The organism is Epilithonimonas arachidiradicis (assembly GCF_003610695.1).
Classification (GTDB): Bacteria; Bacteroidota; Bacteroidia; order Flavobacteriales; family Weeksellaceae; genus Epilithonimonas; species Epilithonimonas arachidiradicis.
On sequence record NZ_RAQH01000007.1, the window covers coordinates 183830 to 204923 of the forward strand.

The window sequence follows — 21094 nt, forward strand, 5'->3', positions numbered from 1 at the left end:
TACATAACTTAATGTCAATCTGTAGTTTTCAGATCACATTATTTAATTGTTAAATTCATACAGGTTTTCATCCCGAAAGGGGTGGAAACTTGTATATTTAAAAAAGATAAGTTCAATTTCATAGTTGATGACTAAGTCAAAACCTTAATGACTTTAAAAACATTTAATTATTAAAATAAAACTTAGTGACGATTGTGTTTAAAATAAGTTCTAAAATTTCAATGAAGATGTCAAAAACCAAAAATCTGTTATCGTTTTTTTCTTTCATCATTGTTTTGATGGTTATTAATTCTTTCAGCATTATCAGTAATTCTGAAAAAATTTATACAGTTTCAAAAGACGGAAAAGGAGATTTTGAAACAATTCAGGAAGCGGTGAATGCAGTTGAAGATCAATTGAATTCTAAAACTAAAATCATCATCAAAAAAGGAACTTATAGAGAAAAAATCACAGTTCCAGCAACCAAAGGGGCCATTTATTTTGAAGGCGAAAGTTTGGCAGAAACTGTTATTGTAAATGATGATTTTGCATCAAAGAAAAATGCTGAAGGAAAAGAAATGGGAACAACAGGTTCTTCTACAATTTTTATTTTTTCTGATAATTTCTCGGCAAAGAATATCACGTTTCAAAATGATGCCGGAAAAGTTGGGCAAGCCGTTGCCGTTTTGATTACAGGCGATAGAGCCATTTTTGAGAATTGCAGATTTCTGGGGTTTCAGGATACTTTATATTTGAAGGGCGAGCAGGATGTTCCGACACCCAAAAGAGAAATTAGGCATTATTTCAAAAATTGTTACATCGAGGGAACAACTGATTTTATATTCGGTGCAGCAACAGCAGTTTTCAAAGATTGTATAATCTATGCGAAGGAAGGTGCAACATATCTTACAGCAGCTTCAACACCGGAAAATGCCAAATACGGTTTTGTTTTCATCGATTGCAAAATCAAAGGCGAGGCGAAACCAGAATCTGTTTATCTGGGAAGACCCTGGCGACCTTTTGCTAAAACAGTTTTTATCAATACAGACATTTCGAATGTCATAAAACCGAAAGGTTGGCACAATTGGAATAAGCAGGAAGCTGAAAAAATAACTTTCTATGCAGAATTCAATTCGAAAGGAGTTGGAGCTAATTCAGAAAAAAGAGTCGCTTGGTCTCATCAACTAACCAAGGAACAATCCAAAGAATATTCGATTAAAAATATTCTTTCTGGAAAAGACAACTGGAATTTTAAAATGAAATAAAAGGTAGTATTAAAAAGTAATTAAAATGAAATTCAACAAACTCAAAATATTAACCATCGCAGCTTTAGCGTCAGGATTATTCTTTTGCTGCGCACAACAACCGAAGCAAAATAATCATCAAGTTTCGAAGATTGTAAGACAGACCATTTCTACAAAACTGCCTTGGTCAGAAAGGATGATGCAATCCGAGATGAAGCGTTTCCCCGAAGCTTGGATGCTGGATTTTCATAAATCGCCAAAATGGAGCTATCCCAACGGATTGGTTTTGAAAGGTGCAGAACAACTATTTAAGAAAACAGGAAAAAGAGAATACTACGATTATATCAAAGCTTACGCAGATGAATTAGTCAATGCAAATGGAACAATTAAAACTTATGATATCAATAAATACAATCTTGATATGCTAAATTCCGGCAATGTTTTGATCTATCTTTTTCTGGCAACTAAAGATGAAAAATATCTAAAAGGCGCTCAATTGTTGAGATCACAGTTGAACGATCATCCGAGAACTTCAGAAGGCGGATTCTGGCACAAGAAAATTTATCCGAACCAAATGTGGCTGGACGGTTTATATATGGCGGAACCTTTTTATGCGAGTTACACAAGGTTGTTTAATGATGGTGCAGAAGCTGAAAAAGCTTATAATGATATTGTGAATCAGTTTGATGTAATTCAGAAACATATGGTTGATTCTAAAACAGGATTGTTGTATCACGGTTGGGATGAGAGCAAAGAACAACAATGGGCGGATAAACAAACCGGACTTTCTCCTAATTTCTGGGGAAGAGCGATGGGTTGGTACGGAATGGCGATCGTAGATGTTTTGGATTATCTGCCAGAAAATCATCCGGGAAGAGAAAAATTGATTGGCTATTTGAAATCTTATTCAGAAGCTTTGTTGAAAGTTCAAGATGGTAAAACAGGTCTTTGGTATCAGGTTTTGGATAAAGGCAATGAAAAAGGAAATTATTTGGAAGCTTCAGCTTCATCAATGTTCGTCTACACTTTTGCAAAAGCAGCCAGAAAAAAATATCTTCCAACTTCTTACAAAACAGTTGCAAAAAAAGCCTACAACGGAATCCTGAAAAATTTAATTACAGTAGAACCTAACGGAGTAGTTAATCTCAATAAAAACTGTGCTGTTGCAGGACTGGGCGGAACACCTTACAGAAGCGGAACTTACGATTATTACGTGAATGAAGAAATTCGCTCCAACGATCCAAAAGGTACCGGACCATTTATTCTTGCCAGTTTAGAATTGGAAAAATAGAATTATAAATCTGTTTTTAATTCTTTGTCTTTCTTTGTTGAGTTTTACGCCTTTGCGAACCTTAAAATATTTTCAATAAGTTCAAAAAAATCTTTGCGGACTTTGCGTTTAAAAATATGACAGCATTAAAAAAACATATCATCCTTTCCTTGTTTGCAATAGCAATCAATCAACTCGATGCTCAGAAAACGAAGCCTTATGTTTCGGAAGTCTGGGTTTCGGATTTAGCAAATGGAACTTATAAAAACCCTGTTTTGTATGCAGATTATTCTGATCCGGATGTAATCAGAGTTGAAGATGATTATTTTATGACGGCTTCCAGCTTCAATGAGATGCCGGGTTTACCGATTCTCCATTCCAAAGATATGATCAATTGGAAGTTGGTGAATTATGCGATTACAGATTTAATTCCAAAAGAACATTTTAACCAACCAAGACGTGGCGACGGCGTTTGGGCGCCAACTATCCGTTTTCACAACGGCGAATATTACATCTATTGGGGCGATCCGGATTTCGGAATTTATATTGTGAAAACCAAAGACCCTTTTGGAAAATGGGAAGAGTCAGTTTTAGTTATGGAAGGAAAAGGTTTAATCGATTCTTGTCCGTTTTGGGATGAAGACGGTCAGGCTTATTTGGTTCACGGCTGGGCAGGAAGTAGAGCTGGAGTCAAAAGTATTTTGACCATCAATAAAATGAATCCAGAAGGTACAAAAGTTCTGGACAAAGGCACCCACGTTTTCGATGGACACGATGCACATCCAACAGTTGAAGGACCGAAGATGTATAAAAGAAATGGTTATTACTATATTTTTGCTCCGGCAGGTGGCGTTGCAACAGGCTGGCAATTAGCTTTGCGATCAAAAAATATCTATGGACCTTATGAAGAGAAAATTGTTTTAGAAAAAGGCTCGACCAAAATCAATGGGCCACATCAAGGTGCTTGGGTTGATACACAGAATGGCGAAGATTGGTTTTATCATTTTCAGGATGTGGATGCAGGCGGAAGAATCGTTCATCTTCAACCTATGAAATGGGAAAATGACTGGCCGGTCATCGGAATCGATCATAATAAAAATGGAATTGGAGAACCAGTTCTAACTTTCAAAAAACCGAATGTCGGAAAGTCATATCCAATTGAAACACCTGCAGAATCTGATGAATTCAATGATGATAAAATCGGTTTACAATGGCAGTGGAGTGCGAATGAAAACATCGTTTGGTCTGCAAAACTTCCTGGAAAAGATTATCTGAGATTATTTTCAATCAAAATTCCGGATGGCGAAAAAAATCTATGGAATGTCCCGAATCTTCTGACTCAGAAATTTCCAGCTCCAAATTTTGTAGCAACTACCAAAGTTAAATTGTTTCCTGAAGATATTAAAGAAGGGAAAACCGCCGGACTTCTGATAATGGGGATGGATTACCAATCATTAGTGATTACCAACAAACCTGACGGATTTTATCTTCAATTAAGAAAAGCTCAAAAAGCAGATAAAGGCGGTGAAGAGAAAATACTGAACGAAATCAAATTAAAATCAAACGAAGTTTATCTTAAAGTCAATGTCAGCGAACCTAACGGAATCTGTACATTCAGTTACAGTGAAAATGGGAAAAAGTTTGAGATTATTGGTGAAAGATTTCAGGCAAAACCGGGAAAGTGGATTGGCGCAAAAGTCGGAATTTATTCGGTCAGCGATTCCAAAGTTCCAAGAGGTGGCTATGCAGATTTTGACTTTTTCAGAATTACAAAAAATTAGATTTATCGCAAATCGAAGATTCGACGGAGTCAAAGGTGGAAAGTTAATTAGAATAAGATAAATATTAAGGCGCAAACCTTTGCGACTTAAAGAATGAAGTTTAAAATAAATGATTAGCGCCTTTGCGTTAAAGAAAAAATGAAAAGAATCAAAAATATCTCAACAGCGTTTTTTATCACGGCTTCTGTGATGACTTTTGCTCAGACAGAACAGGATAATCAAAAAGAAAGAATTGTTCAGCCTTCCAAAGATAAAAACACAACCAATATTTTTCTGGCCGGCGATTCTACGTTGACAGATTACACTTTGGAAAGCAATTATCAGGAAAAACGTTATCCACAGCAAGGTTGGGGTGGCGTGTTTCAAGAGTTTTTTGTGACTGACAGTCTCAAAACGTTTAAATCACCTTTAGCGAAAAATGTTTTGGTAGTTGATAAAGCTAAAGGTGGAAGAAGCACAAGAACGTTTTTTCAGGAAGGAAGATGGCGTTACATTTTTGAAAATCTAAGACCGAAAGATTGGGTTCTGATTCAGTTTGGGCACAATGACGAATCTGAGAAAAAAGTGGACCGCTATGTGGATGTTGCTGGTTATAAGGAATATTTGCGATTGTACATTCATCAGGTTCGTGAGAAAGGAGCAACACCGATTTTGGTAACGCCAGTTTCCAGAAATTATCCTTGGAAAGACGGTGTTTTGGGCGACAGTCACATAGATTATGCAAAAGCGATGATAGAAGTCGGACAGGAACAGAAAGTGGATGTAATAGATTTGAACAGGCTTTCCAGAGAATTTTTCACACAAAAAGGGAAAGATTTCGTGACGACAACTTATTTTATGAATCTTCCCGAAGGCAAATTCACAGCTTATCCGAATGGACAAAAAGATGATACGCATTTCCAGCCGGAAGGTGCAAAAGCAGTTGCTCAGCTGGTTTATAATGAATTCAAAAAAATAGTAAGCAAGAAATAATTTTTAAATACAAAATTTATCTCGCAGATTTTGCCAATTCAGCAAATTTTAAAATCAGCCAAATCTGTTTAATCTGTGAGAATTTAAAAAGATAAGAATGAAGAAATCGATTAAAATTTTAGCTTTAAGCTTAGCAACATTATTTTCAGGAAATGCTTTTGGACAGAGCATTGCTGATATTTACAAAAATGTAGAATTCAAAATGCCGACCGTTGCAGAAACTTCTTTTCCGGCAACTTCGGTCAATATCAAAAATTTTGGAGCAGTTTCCGGTGGAATCGTAAAAAATACCGAAGCTTTCAGAAAAGCCATTGACGAAACTTCTCAAAAAGGTGGCGGTACAGTTGTCGTTCCAAGAGGAATCTGGTTAACGGGACCAATTGTCTTGAAAAGCAATATCAATCTTCATTTGGAAGATGGCGCTTTGTTAATGTTCAGCAGAGATTTTGCAGATTATCCTTTGGTTGATGTAAGTTTCGAAGGTTTGAACACAACTCGTTGTCAGTCTCCGATTTCAGCAAAAGGAGCAACCAATATTGCAATTACAGGTAAAGGTGTGATTGACGGCAACGGCGACGCTTGGAGATATGTGAAGAAAGGAAAAATGACCGATGGACAATGGAAAGAATTATTATCTAGAGGTGGCGTTTTGTCTTCTGATAAGAAGATTTGGTTTCCAAGCGAAAGTTCGAAAAGAGGTTTCGAAAGTACAGCTAATTTTAACATTCCGGAAAAGCTGACAACTAGAGAACAATTAGAATCTGTTAAGGATTTCCTTCGTCCGGTGATGGTGAGTTTGGTAAGTTGTGACAGAGTTCTTTTAGACGGTCCAACTTTTCAAAATTCGCCAGCTTGGAATCTTCATCCATTGATGTCAAGCAATTTAATTTTGAGAAATTTAACTGTTAGAAATCCCTGGTATTCTCAGAATGGCGACGGTTTGGATTTGGAATCTTGTAAGAATGTTTTGGTTTATAATAATACATTTGATGTCGGTGATGACGCAATTTGCATCAAATCCGGAAAAGATAAAGACGGCCGTGACAGAGGTATTCCTACAGAAAATGTCATTATCAAAAATAATACGGTTTACCACGCACACGGCGGGATTGTTATCGGAAGTGAAATGTCCGGTGGTGTGAAAAATCTTCACGCTTCGGATTGTACGTTTATCGGAACAGACATCGGGCTTCGTTTCAAAACGACTAGAGGAAGAGGCGGTGTTGTTGAGAATATTTGGATTAGCAATGTGGATATGACGGGAATTCCGGCTCAGGTAATTGGTTTTAATATGTTCTATGAAGGCAATTCGCCAATCATTGAAGAAGACCAGAATGCGGACGACGAAAAAAGAGTAGAGAAACAAATTCCTGTAACCGAAGAGACACCAATTTTCAGAAACGTATTCTTCAAAAATATCACAGCTTCCAATTCTTATGAAGCTTTGTCATTAAACGGTTTATCTGAAATGAACCTTAAAAATATCGTGGTAGAGGATTCTTACTTCGATACCAAAAAAGCTTTAACAATCGTGGATGCAGACGGAATTACATTGAAAAATGTTAAAATAAAATATAACGACGGAACCGGTGCAACAATCTATAATAGTAAGAATGTTGATATCTCAGGATTGACTTTGGAATCTTCTAAAACGCCTTTGGTAAAGGTTATCGGGAGTAAAACTAAAGCTATTAAATTACCAAAAGGAATCTCCGGAGATAAATTATCGATTTTCAAAGATGTTCCGAAGAATGCTGTAAAATAATTTTTCTTATATTTTTTCTTAAAACGGATGAAACCTACCAAAGCTAACTTGAATCACAATAGTCATCTGGGGAAGATTTTAATCCGTTTTTCTATTGTTTTGATTTCGGTTTCAAAGATGTATTCTCAGGAAATCGAAAGACCAAAAGCACAACCTTACAACATTGAAGGAACTTATGAAAAACTGAAAAAGAAATATCCTTTCATTCAACCGTTGAATCTGGAATTTCCAAAAAATATCAAAGTCAAAAGAGATATCGAATACAAAACCAGAAATGAGAAATCACTTTTGGCAGATATTTATTATCCTGAAAATTCGGTTCAGAAATATCCCGCGATTATATTGGTTCACGGCGGTGGTTGGATTTCCGGAAGTAAGGAAAATGAGGAGTTTCTCGCTCAGGAATTGGCTTCTAAAGGTTATGTGGCGATGGCAATCAATTACAGTTTGAGTGATGATGCAAAATATCCTGCCGCTGTTGAAGATATCGAAGATGCTTTAAAATTTTTGAAGAAACATCACGGAGAATTTGCTGTTAATAAAAAGAAAATTGCAATTGGTGGAAACTCTGCCGGAGGGCAATTGGCAACGTTGGTTGGTGTCAAAAATAAAGTTCAGGCGATTGTCAATATCGATGGAATTGTCTCATTTATTCATCCCGAATCCGAAGAAGGCGCTTATGCCGCTTACTGGTTTGGAGCGACAAAAGCTCAGAATTTTAAACTTTGGAAAGAAGCGTCACCTTTGGAATATGTCGGAAAAAATACGCCTCCAACATTATTTATTAATAGCTCTCAGCCGAGATTTCACGCAGGAAGAGATGATATGATGAAGTTATTAAAAAGTCATAACATCCCAACGGAATTTCATGAAGTCAAAGATTCTCCGCATTCGTTTTGGTTGGTTCAGCCCTGGTTTGATGAGACTTTGAAATATACGGTCGATTTTCTGGACAAAGTTTTGAAAAATTAATCCAATGAAAAAACTATTTTCCTTTCTAAGTTTTTGCTTCGTGGTTTTGTCTTTTGCGCAATTGCCTTATATCACGATTACCGTTGCTAAAGATAGTTCCGGAGATTTCACGACGATCCAGAGTGCGATTAATTCTGTTCGGGATTTAGGACCTGCTGAAGCTTTGATTAAAATTAAATCCGGAATTTATAATGAAAAAATCGTGATTCCTTCCTCAAAACATTGGATTACGATTGAAGGCGAGAATAAGGAAAACACAATCATTACCAATGATGATTTCTCAGGAAAACTGAATCCTTTGACCAATGAAAAATTCAATACATTCAATTCATATACTTTTCTTGTTGCAGGAGATAATGTTAAAATTTCAAATCTGACCATTAAGAATTCATCTTGTAAGCAAGGTCAGGCCGTTGCTTTACACGTGGAAGGCGACCGATTTGTGATGAAGAATTCCAAAATTTTAGGTTGTCAGGACACGCTTTATTCTGCAACTGACCACAGCCGACAATATTATGAAAACTGTTATATAGAAGGAACTACGGATTTTATTTTCGGGCAAGCGACTGTCGTTTTTAAAAATTGTGAAATCAAAAGTTTAGCAAATTCTTATATCACTGCGGCTGCGACAAGTAAAGACAATCCATTTGGTTTTGTTTTTATCGATTGTCATTTGACTGCTAAAGAAGGTGTTAGCAAAGTTTATCTCGGGCGACCGTGGCGACCTTTTGCTAAAACGGTTTTCATCAATACAACGATGGAAAGCCATATTGTTCCGGAAGGCTGGAATCCCTGGAACGGCGACAAAATGTTTCCGGACAAAGAAAAAACAGCGTTTTATGCTGAGTTTGGAAGTAAAGGTAGCGGTTCAAATCCAGACAAAAGAGTAGAGTGGGCACATCAGCTTTCCAAAAAGGATTTGAAGAATTATACTGTTGAAAAGATTTTCAAAAAATCGGATAATTGGATTCCTTAGAGAATTGTTGCACAAATTACTTTTTTCTAAATTCCCAAAATTTGACTTTTCAGTTTAAATTTTGGGAATTTTTATGCAATCGATTAACTTATTTTAAGTTTGATTTTCTACCTCTGTTTTCGTTTTATGTTAAATTGTTTAAAAATTAATTAAACAAGTATTTAACGCTTTAATTCTTTATTTAAAAGAAATTTTAATTAATTGTTAAGTAAAATTGAACTCAATTTTAAAAATTTTACAGAAAATTATTGGGCGATATTGAAATAATTTTATATTAGAACCGTCGATATATTGTATTAAATAGTGTAATCGATTGCGCAACAAAATAAACAAACAACTATAAACTCATTATTATGAAAAAATTATTATTTTCTTTATTATTGGCGGTAGCTTCTGCTTTTTCTATTAATGCTCAAACCAGTTTTTGGGATTTTGGTGATAATACTGCTTGGGGACCAGGAGCATCTGATGCGAATTATCAAACAATTAGTTATACCTACGACTATAATGGCCTTAAATTTATCGAAGGTTCCAGTGGTTTTACGGGATTTAACACGTCAAGCTTAACACCCATCGGCGATTATACGCCAAAGCAAAGGTTAGCTTTTGGAGGAAACAGTTATGGTGGTAGCACTAATCCTGCTGTAGGCACATCCGGTGCATCTGCTTTGCCTACAAGACGTTATATCGAGGTTTCGGTTACCGGTAATTCCAAAATTACACTTTGGGGTAGAGGTGGCGGTGCGCGATCTCTTATAATTGTGAATAAGGGAACTTCTACGGTTCTGGCCAATTTTGCTTTTTCGTCCAGTACAGATGCGCAAAAATTCGAATACAATTACACTGGTGGCTCTAACACTTTGATTATTGCATCTGGAGCAGGTGATAACAGTTTATATAAAATTGAAGTTGCTAATACTGAAACTATGGCTGTTAATGATGTTAGGTCTAATAACAAACTCAATGCTTTTTCCTCCGGTAATAAAATTTATGTCAAAGATCTGGAATCAAAGAACACACAGATTAATGTTTACTCTACTAACGGCACATTGGTTAAATCTTTGAAATCTTCTTCAGATATCAATTTTGATATCAATACAAAAGGTATTTATATTGTCAATCTGAAATCTGAAGCGGGTGAGAAGTCTGTGAAGGTTTTAATCAAATAAATAAAACATAGCAATAGATATTTTTTTCGTATTATTTTTTAAGAAAGCCCTTTAAGTTTGATTTAAAGGGTTTTTTTGTGCAAAATGTTTTTTTTTTTTGCCTTAATTTATTTTTACCCAATTTTTTTCATCTGAAGTAATATCAATAAAAATGATTTCGGGAATAATTTTTTTTTTGAAAGTAATTATTTTGATAAAATTAGATCAATTTTCAGTGAAATTGATACAACCGATTGCACTAAATTTTAGTCTAAAAATGACATTCTATTATTCCTTACGTAAATAAATTTCGATGTATTTAATTGTTAAAAAGCTTATGAATATTGAGTTTTTCATTAATGCTAATAAAATTTAACATTAAATTAAAAAAAAATATCTCGGAATTAAATAATAATTTTATATTAGAACCATAGAAAAATTACACAAAATTGTGTAATCGATTGCATAAAAAACTTAAACAAACAATTAATAAATTATTTTATCATGAAAAAATCATTACTTTTTTTAGCATTTGCAGTTGTTGCTACTGTAGGAAACGTAAAAGCACAAACAACCTGGGATTTTTCGTCTGCAGCGTGGCCAGTTGTATCTGGTGAAACAGCAAAAGTTAAAAATAATCTTGCCTTGGTTCCCGGACCAGAAACTGTTGTGAATTTTGGGCAGGTAGAAGCTAACTCTGCGACATTCTCTGATGGTTATGTGGCGAGCAAGCGTTTTAAACTGAACGGTGGTGGCTTTACATCTACAGGAGTTAACACTACACCGACACAGCGTCACATTTATTTCAAAACCAATGGTAACTCATCTATTACTATTTGGTACAAAAATGGAGGCGGTGGCGACCGTACATTATATATCGGAACAGGAACAGAGATTTTAGCTTCTAAGACTTATTCTAACTCACAAGACGGTATTATCTATACTTATGACTATGCAGGACCGGCTAGAGATATTTATATCTACGGAGATCAGTCTTTGAATCTATACAAAATTACAGCAACTAATGTTGGGAACACAGTACTTGGTGTGAATGATGTGAAAAAAGAAATGAAGGCTCAGGCTTTCTCCAGCGGTAACAAAGTTTATATCTCTGACTTGGACGCAAAAAATACGGAAGTTAACGTTTATTCTGCAACAGGATCTCTGGTAAAAACGGCTAAAGTTTCTGCTGACACTAACTTTGAAGTGAATACAAAAGGTGTTTACATCGTTAATCTGAAATCCGATGCTGGTGTAAAATCTGTAAAAGTTCTAATTAAATAATTCTGAATTCAGAAAATTTGAGAGTCAGCAAAAATTTATAGGAAATTAAATTTTTCATTAATTAAGGTTTGATGAAACTTGCTTTCATCAAACTTTTTTTTGCCTGAATTAAATTTCAGAGTTGATTAATGGTTTGTTAACCAAATTGTTACAAATTAAAATCAATACCGGGCTTATCTAATTAACTTTTAAACATCTATTAATTTTTATTTTCTAATGAAAAGAATATTTTTAATATTAACATTCTTCGCTTTCGCTATTGCTACCAATCTAAGCGCACAATGTACTGTTTCCGGTTGGGCTTCTACCAATGGTGTTACCGGAGGCGGAACAGCGTCGCCAACAGTTGTGACCACCTATGCTGAATTAAGAGCTGCGGTAAACAATACGTCCATCAAAGTAATTCACGTTTCCGGACAGATCACTTTTCCTGCCGGCGGACGTTTGACTTTGAATAATCAAACTAATAAATCAATTTTAGGTCTTGCCGGAGCAAGATTGATCTCAACAGATCTTACAGCTGGTGGTTCCGGAATTTTGACTTTGAAAAACAGTTCTAACGTTCTCATCAAAAACATCACTTTCGAAGGTCCTGGTGCTTATGATGTGGATGGGAATGATAATATGACAATTGATAATTGTACCAATGTCTGGGTGGATCATTGTACCTTTCAGGATGCTTTGGACGGCAATCTTGATATCAAAAACGGTTCCGACCTGATTACAATTTCCTGGACAAAATTCGAATATCTGAAAGCGCCGATTCCCGGCGGTTCCGGAGGAAGTAATGATCACAGATTCTCCAATTTATTCGGGTCATCCGACAGTGATACGCAGGATTCCGGAAAGCTGAGAATTACAATGCAATACTGCTGGTGGGGCAATGGTGTAAGGGAAAGAATGCCAAGGGTGCGTTACGGTAAAGTTCATCTTCTGAATAATTATTTCAATAGCTCCGTAAGCAATTACTGCATCTACGCAGGTTACCAGGCAGATCTGTTGATAGAAAGTAATTATTTTGAAGGTGTGAAAAATCCAATCCGTCTGGAAACAGGTAATTTTACTGCGGCACAATTGGTTGACAATACATTTGTTGGAACATCGGGGACAGCAACTGGTTCGGGAACAGCTTTTACACCACCATATTCAATTAACAAAATTGCATCTCAGGATGTTAAACAAACAGTTATGGCTGGAGCAGGAGCGGTTCTGTTACAACCAACGGATTGTGTTTTTTTATCAACCAATGAAATTAATTCTAAATCTAAATCTGATTTTTTGTTTTATCCAAACCCAGCCTCAGAACAAATTTCTTTAAAAGCTTTTTCTGGAAATAATCAATCGATAAAAATTAATGTAACAGATATTTCAGGTAAATCAGAAGGAACTATTTACCAGGGAAATCTTAGTAAAGGAAATAACACGGTTAATTCGATTTCGATTAAAAAACTGAGCAAAGGGGTGAAAATTTTTGAAGTGAAAACAGACAAAGATTCTTATACCCAAAAAGTGATTGTAAAATAAATTTAGAATCAAATACTAACTTAACTACTAACTTTAATTACTAATGAAAAAAAATCTAATCTTACCAATTGTACTTTTCGGTACAGCTACGATTTTTGGGATCGGAAAGAGCATATCTTTTTTTTCAGATTCTGTCAATGATGATGCAAAAAAGCATTCTTCTTCGATAAAAGAAAATAAGAACACAACGGAAACTACAAAATATCCGAAAATATTTGAAGCAACTCCGGCTTCTGTTAACTGGCCTTTGATTACAGATGTTACTACAAAATCCTTGGAAGGTAATCTGGAATCTACACTCAGTTATCCTTCAACTGTATCTTATAATGTCAATACGAAAATAGATTTTACCGGAGATTCTGTAACGGACAGCAATGTCGTATTTTGGGAAGGAACAAGCAGTAACAACAGCTGGACAGCAACAGGCAACATCAATACTATTAATTCGTCGGTTTATATTCAGTTGGATGTTAAACCAACCAACAGCGGAACTTTCACAGTTAATAAAATTGAAGGATTGGTTGGAGCTGCCGGAACAGGAAATATGTATTACCAGGCTTTCTACAGTTTGAATTCTGATTTTTCTAACCCGGTTTCGATTCAGGCTGCAACAAAATTACCTAATAACGGTTCATCGGCTCTCAGTGTAACACTATCTACGGCGGTTGTACTTTCCGGAACCCAAAAGATGTATGTGAGATTTTACCCATATCTGGCTGCAGCTGCAACGAATAAGCAGTTTGGATTAAGAAATATTAAAATCTCCGGAACAATGGAAGGTTCTGTTGCCAATCCTGCAACCGTTTCTACAACAGCGATGACCTCAATCTCTACAACAACAGCAGTAACAGGTGGAACGATATCCAGCAACGGCGGTGGGGCGGTAACAGCAAGTGGTGTTGTTTACAGTACCAATGAAAACCCGACAACTGCAGACTCCAAAACAACTGAAAATGCAACCTCTGGCTCATACACAAGTAATTTGTCAGGGCTTTTGCCTTCAACCACGTATTATGTTCGTGCGTATGCAACCAATTCTGCTGGAACATCTTACGGCAGTCAGGTCAGCTTTACCACTTTAGCGAATATTGTCGCACCGACTGTTACAACAACTTCACAGTCTCAGGTAACCAATAAATCATTTGTAGTTTCAGGAAACGTTGCAGACTGGGGCGGTGCCAATGTGACTGACAGAGGAATTGTTTATTCGACATCTGCAAACCCAACAATTGACAACGCCACCAAAATTTCTACAGGAACAGGACTTGGGACATTTTCGTCTTATGCTTACGGTGTTGCGTCTTCTACATTATATTATGTAAGAACATTTGCAACAAACGCTGCAGGAACTTCTTATGGTTCACAAGCTACAGTTACCACAAAAGCTACAGAGCCAGATGTGATCAAAACAATTGCTAAAGATGGGTCTGGGGATTATACTACTGTTCAGGCGGCTTTTGATGCGGTTCCTGATAATTACACGGGAAGGTGGATCATCCACATCAAGCCGGGAACTTATACAGAAAGACCAACGCTTTTAGCTAATAAGATTAATGTATTCCTGATTGGAGATAATGCGGATACAACGGTTATTACCAATAATATCTCTGCTGGTGATATCAACCCTGATACAGGAATCGCTTACGGAACTTCTCTTTCTCAGACTATGGCTGTTTTCGGAAGTGATTTTACAGCTTCTAAAATTACTTTTGCCAATACATTCGTTAATTCAACAGCCAATACACAGATCAATTCATCAACCCAGGCTGTTGCTCTTAAAACGCAAGGTGACAGACAGGCTTTTTATGATTGTAAAATTTTGGGTTATCAGGATACATATCTGGGAAACAGCATTGGAAGGGCTTATTTCAAAAATTGTTATATCGAAGGTAATGTGGATTTCATATTCGGACGCCAGACTGTTGTTTTTGATCATTGTACAACTTACATTAATCGTAATAATAGTGTTGTAACAGCGCCTTCAACAGAAGCTACCACTAAGTTTGGATTTGTATTTCTGGATTGCAATTTGACAGTGCCTGCAGCTGGAACAGCGGATTTTAACGGAACAATTATCAGCAATTTCCATTTCGGAAGAGCTTGGCAGAATACGCCAAAGTCCGCTTTCATACGATGCGAAACCCCTTCTATGCTGAATCCAACTGGTTGGACAACACCTATTAACGGAACAATCCCTGTGACATTTGTAGAATATGGCAATACAGGAGCAGGAGCAACACCTGACAGATTAGCACAAAGATCTAACGGAGGAGTCGTTTTAACAGAAACCGATTCTCAGGTTTATACAATCTCTAATGTCTTCAAAAAAGATACAGATCCGTCTTTCGTTTTCGATTGGGTGCCGGAAGCTTCAGTTAATATCGATTTCGAAACTTTAGCAGTTAATGATGTAAAAGATAACAAGCTTTTGGTTTATCCAAATCCTTTCACAAATCAAGTTACAATTGCATTGGATTTGAAATCGAATTCGGATATTAATATTACAATCTATGATGTTAACGGAAGAGTTGTGAAAACTTTAAAAAGTAATGAAAAGAAAGGTTCTAATCAGTTCGTGATTGATACAAAAGATTTGAAAACCGGGATTTATTTCTATAATTTGAAAACAAATTCAGGAGAGTCGACAGGTAAACTAATTAAAAAGTAAACAATTTAATTTTCATAATGAGAGCCGTCTTCATTTCGGTGGGACGGCTTTTTATCAGATAGAAAATTACAAATTGTAAAACTGAAAAAAGAATTCAAAAGATTTTGATTCCGAAAGCAGTTGTGACAGGTATTATTTTATATATTTACAACAACCGAATATTCATCAAGAAGAATATATGACCAAGAAAAACACGACGATATATGACATTTCGAAAAAACTGAATGTAAGTGTGGCGACTGTTTCCAGAGCGCTCAATGATCATCCTAGAATCAGCCAGGAAACCAAGGAGTTGGTAGCTGCTACAGCAAAGGAAATGAATTATAAACAGAATAATTTGGCAAAAGCCCTGCAAAGTGGAGAGACCAAAACTGTAGGTGTAATCGTGCCTTATATCAATACCAATTTTTTCTCATCCGTCATTAGAGGTATAGAAGAAGAGTTGTCCCCTCACGGTTATCGTGTGATCATCTGTCAAAGTCACGATGATGTTGCAATAGAAAAAAAACAACTGAATACGTTGTTGCACACTCAGGTAGATTGTATTTTCATTTCGATATCAAGAAATACGACGGATATGGACTATGTGAGAAAAATCCTGAGTACAACCAACACACCGATTATTCTTTTTGACAGAAAAAAAGATATACCAGGCGTAAGTACAATCACGATTGATGACCACAAAGGGGCCTATCAGGCAACTGAACATCTCATCAACCAAGGTTATAAAAATATTTGCCATTTCTCTGGAGATCAGAATCTGGAAATCTATCAGAATCGTTTGAATGGCTACCTTGATGCTCTGAAAGATCATAATTTACCGATAATTAAAGAGAATATTATCAATACAGGAAGTTCTATCGAGGAAGGTATCAGTGCGATGAAGAGTTTGTGGAAACGCAAAATAAAGCCGGATGCGATTTTCTCTGCCAGTGATTTTACAGCATTGGGAGCTTGTAAAGAAATAAAAAATCTGAAAATTAAAATCCCTGAAGATATTGGCGTGATTGGATTCAGTAATGAGCCTTTTACCCAGTTTATGGAACTGTCAATCAGTTCTGTAGATCAAACGCCAGTGTTGATGGGTAAAATATCGGGAAATGTCTTTTTGGAAAGTATCAAAGACAATTCTTCAGGCATCAGTATTGAGAAGAAATTGGTTTTAACGCCGACGCTTCATATCAGACAATCATCCAGCAGAAAAAAATAAAAAACTCCCGGCTACCGGGAGTTTTTCTTTCTACTTTTTATTGAACGATCAAACAGTTAATGGTAATTGATTTTACCACCTACTACTTTTTTATCATTTTTCATTTGCGGACTTCCATACACATCTATTACACCACCGGCTCTCGTGGTAGCATCTACGGATTTAGAAGCGTTTACCGACGCATTTCCGCCAGCATTGGTTGTGATTTTGGTGATTTCTGTTTTCAGATTTTGTCCGTCATATTGTCCACCGGTGTTCACAACTACGGTTTGAGATTGCACATCGCCGGATAATTTTAAAATTCCGCCAGTGTTAACTTTCCCTTCAAGAACCTGTGCATCAATGTTAAGGTCGATGTGAGATCCTTCATTAGATGTTATTTCTAATTTAGAAAATTTCACAAGATCATTCGAGGTGATTCTTGCTCCCTGGCTTGCCTGGATGTGATTGATATCTTTATAATAAATGACAACTTTTACATCATCACCTTGCAGTAGTTTGGTTGGTTTCATTCTTACTCTCAGCTCATTGCCGGAGTTTACTAATTCTACTTCATTGGCTTTGGTTCCGCTTAATTCTGCTTTGTAGGAAGTCGATGAAACCAATTCTACAGGTATTTTATCAAAAACTTTAAGCGATGTGAACGTTGCTACATCTTTTGTCTGTGCCAAAGAAAACTGAGAAACCAGAAACACAGAGGCTGCAACAATTATATTTTTCATTATTAATTCAAATTTCATTCTCAGTAACAAAATCAAAACCACTTTTGTGTTAGAATATGTTAAATTTAAATTGCCAAACTTTTTTAATGATCTAAAAAACCTATTTTTATCTCAAATGAGAACAACAATTATTCTTTTTGTATTCGGCGTGTTATTTTCTTGTCAATCTGTTAAGAAAACTAATCTGTTTTTGGAGAAGAAAATATCGGCCGCTCAACTGAGAGAAGATGTGGATTTCACTTATAATAAACTGAAGCGCTTCCATCCAAATCTCTATTGGTACATCACAAAAGAAGAATTGGATTATAAATTTGACAGTCTCAAAGCCAGCCTGAAACCCTCAACGCCCAACGAGTTTTATTTCCATTTAGCGCCAATTGTTGCCAGTATTAACGAGGGTCATCTGAGACTACGTGCCATCCCGCGCCAATATTCTAAAGAAGAACTAGCGGTTCTCAAAACCAAAAAGCCGCTTTTTTCATTGATGGAATACAAGGTGGTGGATGATAAATTGTTTGTGATAGAAAACAAGGAGAATCTTGGCAACATCAAAAAAGGAACAGAAATATTGAAGATCAATGATGAAAATGTTTCGGAATTGGTCAGAAAATATAGAAAGCTATTCAGCTCAGATGGTAAGAATCAAACGTTTCAGAAGTATTTTATGAATCTGACATTTTTCAATTTTTACACTTTGGAAAAAGGCTATCTGGACAGTGCAAAGCTCGTAACCAGGTTTGATAATAAGCTGGCAGATGTGCTTATCAGAAGACACAAAAAATCAGAGAAAGAGATTGTCACAGATAAAGTGCAGACAAAAGTAACCGCGGATCAAAAGGTTCAGGATTACGATGCCAATTCCAAAAGTTATAACAGGAGTTTCAAATTCCTCAAGGCAGACAGCAGTATCGCCTACATCAAGGTGAAATCTTTTTCCGCTACCCTGGCCAGTCGGTTTTACAAAGAGACTTTCGAGAAGATTAGTCATGCCAAATCAGATTATCTTATTTTGGACGTTAGAGACAATTTGGGAGGCTCGCTTACGGAGATCAATAACTTATATTCCTATCTTACGGATAAAGAATTTACGCTGGTCAAACCTCCGGAGATGACTTCTAAAACTTCTGGTATGCATCAGAATTATTTCAGAGACAAGCGCTTTTTTTCAACAGTTTATAGAGCGCTGGGATACCCTTTCTTTTTGGCAGGCAATTATTTTTTATCCTCCAAAAAAGAAGACAAGTACTACTTCCGGGAGTTTGCTTCCAAACCTACAAAACCAAAATCCAATGCCTTCAAAGGTAAGATCTATGTCTTAGTGAATGGCGCAAGTTTTTCTGCTTCTTCTGTGATTGCTGCAAAACTCAAGTACGAGAAAAGAGCAACAATTATAGGTGAAGAGACAGGCGGTGCCAATGACGGAACAGTTGCGGGGGTCAATAATACAGTCACCTTGCCTCATTCTAAATTGATTTTGCCAATCGGTCTTTTTCTCATCAGACCTAATATCGAATTCGATAATCAAAGCCGCGGTGTCATTCCGAATGTAGAAATTGATCCGGAATTTGGAAGCATCGCTGAAACCGAAGATAAACCGATGAAGTGGGTGATGGATGATATTGACTTTCGTAACTCAATTACACGTCAATCCAAATAGTAGATTTATAGCCACTTTATCAGAGTGACTAAAGGATCTTATAAATAGCCAAAATATTTCCCGTTTTTCTCAAACTAATTCTCAAATTCTGCCTAATTGTCAAAAAATCAGAATTGGCAAAAAAATTGAAAAACAGTCCCTATAAATTAATCGATAATGGAAGAAAACAAAGATATACACGAGGAAAATCTGGATACCAACACGCAAAATACCGAAACAACTGAGCCGCAAAATCAGGAAAATGTGTCACAACAACCGACTGCAGAAGAACTTTTGGCAGAAGAAAAAGACAGATACATCCGTCTGTATGCAGAATTCGAAAATTATAAAAAAAGAACACTGAAGGAGAAGAACGAATTCTACCAATATGCTTCAAAAGATCTAATGACATCAATGTTAGGCGTTCTGGACGACTTCGAAAGAGCTTTGAAAGAAATTGCTAAAAACGGAAACGAAGCGGATCTGAAAGGTGTAGAATTAATTTATCAGAAATTCAGAAACAAACTGGTTGAGAAAGGTCTCAATCCGATCGAAGTTAATGTTGGTGATGATTTTAATGTCGACTTCCACGAGGCTATCACACAAATCCCTGCACCAAGTCCTGAACTGAAAGGCAAAATCGTGGATGTGATAGAAACCGGATATCAGTTGCACGACAAAGTAATCCGTTTTGCAAAAGTTGTTACAGGTAACTAATTAAGAATTAAAAAAAGATTTAGACAATAGATTGCGGGTCAATCACCATATATCAGTCACCAATTATGAGTAAGCGAGATTATTACGAAGTTTTAGAAATATCCAAATCAGCCAGCGCAGAGGAAATCAAAAAAGCCTATAGAAAAATGGCTATCAAATATCACCCGGACAAAAACCCGGGCGATAAAGAAGCGGAGGAAAAATTCAAAGAAGCGGCAGAAGCCTATGAAGTTCTGAGCGATGACAACAAGAGAGCAAGATATGACCAGTTTGGGCACGCTGGGATGGGCGGTGCAGCAGGCGGTGGTGGCTTCGGTGGTTTTGGCGGCGGTATGAATATGGAGGATATCTTCAGCCAGTTTGGCGATATCTTCGGTGGACATTTTGGTGGAGGCTTTGGCGGTGGTCAAAGACAACAGCAATCGCGTGGTTCCAACTTGAGAATTCGTATCAAGCTGAATCTTGAAGAGATGATCAACGGAACTCAGAAGACCGTTAAAGTAAAAAAAATGAAACTGGCAGCAGGTGTTACTTCTAAAACCTGTCCTACTTGCCAGGGAAGCGGCGTTCAGGTAAAAGTAATGAATACGATGTTCGGACAGATGCAGACACAAACCACTTGTGGCACTTGCCAGGGTGTTGGAAAAGTGGCTGACAAGATTCCTTCCGGAGCTAATGCACAAGGCCTTATTAAAGAAGAGGAAGAAATCACGATTAATATTCCTGCTGGAGCGAGAGACGGCATCCAACTGAATGTAAGAGGAAAAGGAAATGATGCGCCACTTGGTGGAACGCCTGGCGATCTTTTGGTTGTGGTAGAGGAAGAAGTGGATAAGCTGATAAAAAGAGAAGGTGACAACCTTCATCAGGAGTTATATATTTCGTTTGCGGAAGCTGCTTTGGGCACTTCGAAAGAAATCAACGTGGTTGGTGGAAAAGTTAAAATCAAAGTGGATGAAGGAACACAATCCGGCAAAATCCTGAGACTGGCTGGAAAAGGCCTTCCGAATATCGAAGGTTACGGCGGAAAAGGTGATATGTTTGTTCATATCAACGTATGGACACCACAAAAGCTGACAAAGGAACAAAAAGAATTTTTCCAAAGCCAGTTGGAAAGCGGTGATATGAACGCAGAACCAACCGGAAAGGAAAAGACATTCTTTGAAAAAGTAAAAGATATGTTCAATTAAGAACAAACGAAAAGAGACTTAATTTTAAGTCTCTTT

The 21094-nt window shown here is 36.7% G+C and carries 16 protein-coding genes; 15 read left to right on the forward strand and 1 reads right to left on the reverse strand.

Annotation, left to right across the window (positions count from 1 at the left end):
• Positions 1–227: 227 nt before the first annotated feature.
• The 12 genes from BXY58_RS12305 to BXY58_RS12360 all read left to right on the forward strand — a co-directional run bounded on the left by BXY58_RS12305 (position 228) and on the right by BXY58_RS12360 (position 16793).
• Complete coding sequence (locus BXY58_RS12305) at positions 228–1244, forward strand: pectinesterase family protein (protein WP_120214157.1); 1017 nt, start codon at positions 228–230, stop codon at positions 1242–1244.
• Between the two features lie 25 nt (positions 1245–1269).
• Entirely contained in the window at positions 1270–2514 is a 1245-nt protein-coding gene (locus BXY58_RS12310) for a glycoside hydrolase family 88/105 protein (RefSeq protein WP_120214158.1), read from the forward strand.
• Between the two features lie 116 nt (positions 2515–2630).
• Positions 2631–4274, forward strand: a complete 1644-nt coding sequence (locus BXY58_RS12315; RefSeq protein ID WP_120214159.1) for a glycoside hydrolase family 43 protein — start codon at positions 2631–2633, stop codon at positions 4272–4274.
• Positions 4275–4412: 138 nt separating this feature from the next.
• The gene (locus BXY58_RS12320; RefSeq protein WP_229728442.1) at positions 4413–5246 is read left to right on the forward strand and encodes a rhamnogalacturonan acetylesterase; all 834 of its coding nucleotides are present in this window, start codon (positions 4413–4415) and stop codon (positions 5244–5246) included.
• Between the two features lie 97 nt (positions 5247–5343).
• Complete coding sequence (locus BXY58_RS12325) at positions 5344–7011, forward strand: glycoside hydrolase family 28 protein (protein ID WP_120214160.1); 1668 nt, start codon at positions 5344–5346, stop codon at positions 7009–7011.
• Positions 7012–7038: 27 nt separating this feature from the next.
• Positions 7039–7983 (forward strand): alpha/beta hydrolase, encoded by a 945-nt coding sequence (locus BXY58_RS12330; RefSeq protein WP_120214161.1) that lies wholly within the window; start codon positions 7039–7041, stop codon positions 7981–7983.
• A gap of 4 nt (positions 7984–7987) precedes the next feature.
• Positions 7988–8959 (forward strand): pectinesterase family protein, encoded by a 972-nt coding sequence (locus BXY58_RS12335; RefSeq protein ID WP_120214162.1) that lies wholly within the window; start codon positions 7988–7990, stop codon positions 8957–8959.
• A gap of 353 nt (positions 8960–9312) precedes the next feature.
• Complete coding sequence (locus tag BXY58_RS12340; protein WP_120214163.1) at positions 9313–10128, forward strand: T9SS type A sorting domain-containing protein; 816 nt, start codon at positions 9313–9315, stop codon at positions 10126–10128.
• Positions 10129–10611: 483 nt separating this feature from the next.
• On the forward strand, positions 10612–11391 hold the full coding sequence (locus tag BXY58_RS12345) for a T9SS type A sorting domain-containing protein (protein ID WP_120214164.1): 780 nt from the start codon (positions 10612–10614) through the stop codon (positions 11389–11391).
• Between the two features lie 216 nt (positions 11392–11607).
• The gene (locus tag BXY58_RS12350; protein ID WP_120214165.1) at positions 11608–12915 is read left to right on the forward strand and encodes a pectate lyase family protein; all 1308 of its coding nucleotides are present in this window, start codon (positions 11608–11610) and stop codon (positions 12913–12915) included.
• 43 nt (positions 12916–12958) lie between these two features.
• Positions 12959–15583 carry a pectinesterase family protein gene (locus BXY58_RS12355; RefSeq protein ID WP_120214166.1) on the forward strand — a complete coding sequence of 875 codons (2625 nt, stop codon included), beginning with the start codon at positions 12959–12961 and terminating at the stop codon, positions 15581–15583.
• 178 nt (positions 15584–15761) lie between these two features.
• Entirely contained in the window at positions 15762–16793 is a 1032-nt protein-coding gene (locus BXY58_RS12360) for a LacI family DNA-binding transcriptional regulator (protein WP_120214167.1), read from the forward strand.
• A gap of 56 nt (positions 16794–16849) precedes the next feature.
• Here BXY58_RS12360 and BXY58_RS12365 read toward each other — a convergent pair whose 3' ends face one another.
• The gene (locus BXY58_RS12365) at positions 16850–17515 is read right to left on the reverse strand and encodes a head GIN domain-containing protein (protein ID WP_120214168.1); all 666 of its coding nucleotides are present in this window, start codon (positions 17513–17515) and stop codon (positions 16850–16852) included.
• A gap of 115 nt (positions 17516–17630) precedes the next feature.
• Between BXY58_RS12365 and BXY58_RS12370 the strand changes: the two genes are divergently transcribed.
• The 3 genes from BXY58_RS12370 (at position 17631) to dnaJ (ending at position 21058) form a co-directional block, all read left to right on the forward strand.
• Complete coding sequence (locus tag BXY58_RS12370; RefSeq protein WP_120214169.1) at positions 17631–19172, forward strand: S41 family peptidase; 1542 nt, start codon at positions 17631–17633, stop codon at positions 19170–19172.
• A gap of 156 nt (positions 19173–19328) precedes the next feature.
• Entirely contained in the window at positions 19329–19868 is a 540-nt protein-coding gene (locus BXY58_RS12375) for a nucleotide exchange factor GrpE (RefSeq protein WP_120214170.1), read from the forward strand.
• A 65-nt stretch (positions 19869–19933) separates the two neighbouring features.
• Positions 19934–21058 (forward strand): molecular chaperone DnaJ, encoded by a 1125-nt coding sequence (dnaJ, locus tag BXY58_RS12380; protein ID WP_120214171.1) that lies wholly within the window; start codon positions 19934–19936, stop codon positions 21056–21058.
• Positions 21059–21094: the final 36 nt, after the last annotated feature.